Annotated in this window: 1 protein-coding gene and 2 pseudogenes; 1 reads left to right on the top strand and 2 read right to left on the bottom strand. The window is 67.2% G+C overall.

Features of this window, described 5'->3' with window-relative positions; translation table 11 throughout:
* Positions 1 to 626, bottom strand: a pseudogene (locus tag HCC78_RS31410) (IS5 family transposase); the annotation flags it as partial.
* Positions 627 to 763: 137 nt separating this feature from the next.
* Positions 764 to 3,484: a calcium-binding protein gene (locus HCC78_RS34650; protein ID WP_172332650.1), complete on the bottom strand. Its 2,721-nt coding sequence runs from the start codon at positions 3,482 to 3,484 to the stop codon at positions 764 to 766.
* A gap of 960 nt (positions 3,485 to 4,444) precedes the next feature.
* Between HCC78_RS34650 and HCC78_RS31400 the strand changes: the two are divergent.
* A pseudogene (locus tag HCC78_RS31400) lies at positions 4,445 to 5,070 on the top strand (IS5 family transposase); the annotation flags it as partial.

The raw sequence follows: 5,070 nt of genomic DNA, 5'->3' as shown, positions 1-5,070 counted from the left end.
GCTTCAGGAGTTCCGGCAGCATCGGCGCGTCGCCGACATTGCTCGAGGTGACCTCGACGGCCCGGATCTCCAATGTTTGCTCGTCGATCCCGAGGTGGATCTTGCGCCAGACACGGCGCTTCGAGGCGCCGTGCTTTCGGCTGTGCCGTGCTGCGCGCTTTTGCGGCCCCGCCGGGGCCACGGTCGCTCCGCACCCTTCGCCCTCGACCTTGATGCCGGTGCCGTCCGCTGCCCGGCAGGGCATTGCGCAGCAATGCCCGAGAGGGGACGAGCAGGTGCAAAGCACCTTTCGAACCGCGATACGGGATGGTCACGTCCAGGGTCTTCTGGCGTCGGGACAGGGTGCTGAAATCCGGCACCGACCAGTCCAGCCCGGAGAGCTCCAGCAAGCTCGCCACGAAACCGGTGGCCTGGCGGAGGGGCAGTCCGAGCAGGACCTTGAGGGTCAGGCAGGCCTGGATCGCGGCGTCGCTATAGGCCTGCTGGCGGCCGCGACGCCCGGACGGCACCGCGTCCCATTGCATCGAGGGATCGAACCAGATGGTCAGCGAGCCGCGCTGCCTCAGTGCCTGGTTATACGCTTGCCAGTTGGTGGTCTTGTAGGTCGTCTTCGCCGGTCTGCTCATGGCCGCCAGCTATCATGCTGGATTCGCAACGTGAATCCCAAGCCGCATTTGCGCAACAAAGCCGCGCGGGACCAGACAAGAGCGGGAGCTGGCCGGACACCGGCCAGCTCCCTGTCGCGCGCTTTCGGCGATGCGCATCATCCGAAGAGGAAATGCACCGCCTCAAGCTCGAAATCGAGGCCCTGCAGCGTGATCGCGCCGTTGCCGAGCGCAACCTCGGCTGCCCCGCCGTCGAGGTACGTGATCTCGAGATCGCCGAAGCTGTCCAGGTCGCCGTAGGACGACAGGTCGATGCGGTCGATGCCCTCCATGTCGGTCACCACGTCATCGCCGCCGCCGCCGAAGACGAAGGTGTCGGAGCCGGTCCCGCCGGTCAGCACGTCGTCCCCGGCTCCGCCATCGATCCGGTCCAGGCCGTCGCCGCCGATGATGACATCGGCGCCATCGCCGCCGGACAGCTCGTCGTTGCCGCCCTGGCCGTCGATGGTGTCGTCGCCATCGCCTGCGAAGATCACGTTCGCGCCGCCGCTGCCGGTGATGCCGTCCGCGAAGGCCGATCCGACGGCATCCTCGATGTCGCGGAACGTGTCTCCCTCGGCCTGGCCGCCGGAGCCGGCTGCGGCGCTGTCGTTCAGCGTGAAGGTCACGCCCGCACCCGACCCTGAGTAGTCGATAGTGTCGGTGCCCGCCCCGCCGGCCATGGCATTCGCGCCGCCGCCGCCCAGGAACAGGTCGTCGCCGCGCCCGCCATTGAGGGTGTTCGCGCCCGCGTCGTCGGAGAGGACATCATTGCCGTCGCCGCCGGACAGCACGTCGTCGCCGTCGCCGCCGTCGAGCGTGTCATTGCCGGCATCGCCGGACACGAGGTCGCTGCCCGCGCCGCCCTGCACGGCATCATCGCCGTTCTGGCCGCTCACGGTATCATCGCCATCGCCGCCGTCGACAACGTCATTGCCGTCCTGGCCCTCGATCACGTCGTTGCCGCCATTGCCCTCGACGGTGTCGTCGCCGGCGCCGGCATAGATCTCGTCGCGGATCTCGGTGCCCTTGAAGGTCTCGGCATCGGCATCGCCGAAGAAGCGGAACTCGTCGCCCGGATTGTCGAAGCCCCGGATCTCGACCGCTTCCGCCGAAAAATCGATCAGGGTTTCCGTGTTCGCCCGGACGTCGACGAAGACCGAGTTCGCCGCGTTCAGGGAGGTGATCGATGTCAGCACGGGGAACTGGTCGGCGTTGAAGCGGATGCCGCCGTTCCTGCCGGCGTTGAGCCCGACCTCGATGTTCTCGATCGACACCACGGTCTCGTCGCGCAGGTCATTGCCCGTGTTTCCGGCAAGACGGAGGGTGTCGCTGCCCGTGCCGCCGTCGAAGAGCCGGCCGCCGCCATAGCCATGGACGATCAGGTCGTCCCCGTCCTCGCCGAAGACGTTGTCCGCGCCGCCGCGGCCGTTGATTGTGTCGTTGCCCGCGCCGGCATGGAATGTGTTGACACCGTCGGATCCCCAGAACTCGTCGTCGAAGGCCGTGCCGACGGCATTTTCGGTGCGCAAGATGATGTCGCCCTCGGCGTCGCCGCCGCTGCCTGACCCCGCGTCGCTGTCCCCCCGGTTCAGGAAGACCACCACGCCTTCGGACGAGGCCGAGTAGTCCACGGTGTCGTTCAGCCAGCCGCCGCCGTCGATCACGTCGGCCCCGGCGCTGCCGAGGAGGAGGTCGTTGCCGTCGCCGCCGCGCAGCTCGTCGTCACCGTCGCCGCCATCGAGCGTGTCGTGGCCGTCGTCGCCGAACATGCGGTCATTGCCCGCGCCGCCCTTCAGGACATCGGCGCCGTTCTGGCCGCCCATGGTATCGTCGCCGTCGCCGCCGTTGAGGGAGTCGTTGCCGTCCCGGCCTTCGAGCCAGTCGTTGCCGCCATTGCCTTCGATGGTGTCGTCGCCGCCGCCGGCCTTGATCACGTCGCGGATCTCGGTGCCCCTGAAGGTCTCGGCATCGCCATCGCCGTAAAAGCGGAATTCGTCATCTAGGTGGCCGAAGCCGAAGATCGAGACGCTTTCGGCGGAAAAATCGATCAGCGTTTCCGTGCCTGTGCGGACATCGACGAAAACGGAGTTGCCCGGCTGCAGCGAGGAAATCGACTGCAGGCCGGGGAACTGATCCGCATCGAAGCGGATGCCGCCGTTGCGGCCCGGGTCGAGCTGGACCTCGATGTTCTCGATCGACACGACGGTGTCGTCGCGCAGGTCGTCGCCACTGGTGCCGACGAGGCGCAGGCGGTCGTTGCCTTCGCCGCCGTCGAAGACCCGGCCGCTGCCATGGGCAAAGGAAATCTGGTCGTCGCCGCCTTCGCCGAAGATCTGGTCCCTGCCGCCCAGGCCGTTGATCCGGTCGGCGCCGCCGCCGCCGCGGATGACATTCGCCCCGTCATTGCCGGTGATGTCGTCGCTGAAGGCCGAGCCGGTGACGTTCTCGATGCGCCGGATCACGTCGCCTTCCGCATCGCCGCCGCTGCCCGAGCCTGCGGTGCTGCCGCGCTCAAGCTGGACGCGTACGCCTTCGAAGGAGTCCGAGTAGTCCAGGGTGTCGATGCCGTCGCCGCCGTCGATCTCGTCTGCGCCGGCGCCGCCCGAGAGCAGATCCGCGCCATTTCCGCCAAGCAGGCTGTCGTCCCCCGCGCCGCCCAGAAGGACGTCGTCGCCGCCATTTCCGGACAGCGCGTCGTTGCCCCCGGCTCCCGCGAGGGTGTCGCTGCCGCCCTGGCCGGCCAGGGTGTCGTCTCCGTCGCCGCCGATCTGCGCGTCCGGGCCGAGCGGGATCGCGGTGCCCGGCAGGTTCACGGTTTCTGCGTTCTCAAGTGCCATCTGATTGTTCCCCGGTGCTGCGCCCGGCGCCATTGCCGGGTTGCACATCAGTCGTCCGCCGGAGTGCGCCGGTTCAAAAGGAGTTGGAACAATGATGGCAGGGCCGCGCGAAGTTGCCCAATGTGCGGGTCCGCGCGGCGTCTTCCGGAGGCAATCCCGAAAGGGCTCCGGGAGAGTCCGTGCCGGGCGTCAGGCCGGAAAGCCGGCCTCGCGGGCCTTTCGGCGGCGCGGCAGGGCAGATGGTGCACCGAGGCGAATCATCGGGGACGAGTCGGCGATAGCTGCCGGTCGTCCCTGGCGAGCGTACGACCCATGGCAGCCCTTTCCGGCCGCTCGCGACGGTGCCGTGCTAGACGGGCCAGCTGCGACCGGCCAGTGGAAGCGGACTTGCGGCGGCACGGCGGTGCCCAAGCGCTGGATCTGCGAAAGCGGTCGGTCACGGCGGGCAGAGCTTGGTTGGCGACGACCTGGACGCGCCCACCAAGTCCATGAGCTTGCCCCCGGATGCCGGACTGGGCCGATATTCACTATGCGGCCATCTTGGCCGCCCCCACTGGTGAAGAGCGTAGAAAGCGGGCGGTCGAAAACCATGGGATTGCGCGCCCGGTGCCGATGTCTTCTCTACAGACCGGTCGTTCACGACCTCACGATGCCGCCTTGCAGCACACCGGGGAACCGCCGTTCGGCCTCCTCCGCAGCATTCTCTCGCCATCGAGTTCACCCTTCGCGCACATATCGGCCACCCAAAGTTAATCCCGGCATCCCCCTTGAATCGCGAAAGCGCCGTTCGAGTTTAATGGGGCGATGGTTCAATCGTAGCCGAAGTGGCTCGTCCGTATGATCGCAGCAAATGTCAGTTCGTTATACTCCCGGTCGCAAACACTAAGAGACGTGCGAGGCTTTGTTGCGCAAATGCGGCTTGGGATTCACGTCGCGAATCCAGCATGATAGCTGGCGGCCATGAGCAGACCTCCGAAGACGACCTACAACACCACCAACTGGCGTAGCTACAACCAGGCGCTGAAGCAGCGTGGATCGCTGACCGTCTGGTTCGATCCCTCCATGCAATGGGACGCGGTGCCTTCCGGGCGGCGCGGCCGCCAGCAGGCATTTAGCGACGCCGCAATCCAGGCTTGCCTGACCTTCAAGGTCCTTCTCGGGCTGCCCCTCCGCCAGGCCACCGGTTTCGTGGCGAGCTTGCTGGAGCTCTCCGGGCTGGACTGGTCGGTGCCGGATTTCAGCACCCTGTCCCGACGCCAGAAGACCCTGGACGTGACCATCCCGTATCGCGGTTCGAAAGGTGCTTTGCACCTGCTCGTCCCCTCTCGGGCATTGCTGCGCAATGCCCTGCCGGGCAGCGGACGGCACCGGCATCAAGGTCGAGGGCGAAGGGTGCGGAGCGACCGTGGCCCCGGCGGGGCCGCAAAAGCGCGCAGCACGGCACAGCCGAAAGCACGGCGCCTCGAAGCGCCGTGTCTGGCGCAAGATCCACCTCGGGATCGACGAGCAAACATTGGAGATCCGGGCCGTCGAGGTCACCTCGAGCAATGTCGGCGACGCGCCGATGCTGCCGGAACTCCTGAAGC

Origin of the sequence: Mangrovicoccus sp. HB161399 (assembly GCF_013184745.1) — a bacterium.
GTDB lineage: Bacteria > Pseudomonadota > Alphaproteobacteria > Rhodobacterales > Rhodobacteraceae > Mangrovicoccus.
This window is presented reverse-complemented; position numbering and strand designations above follow the sequence as displayed.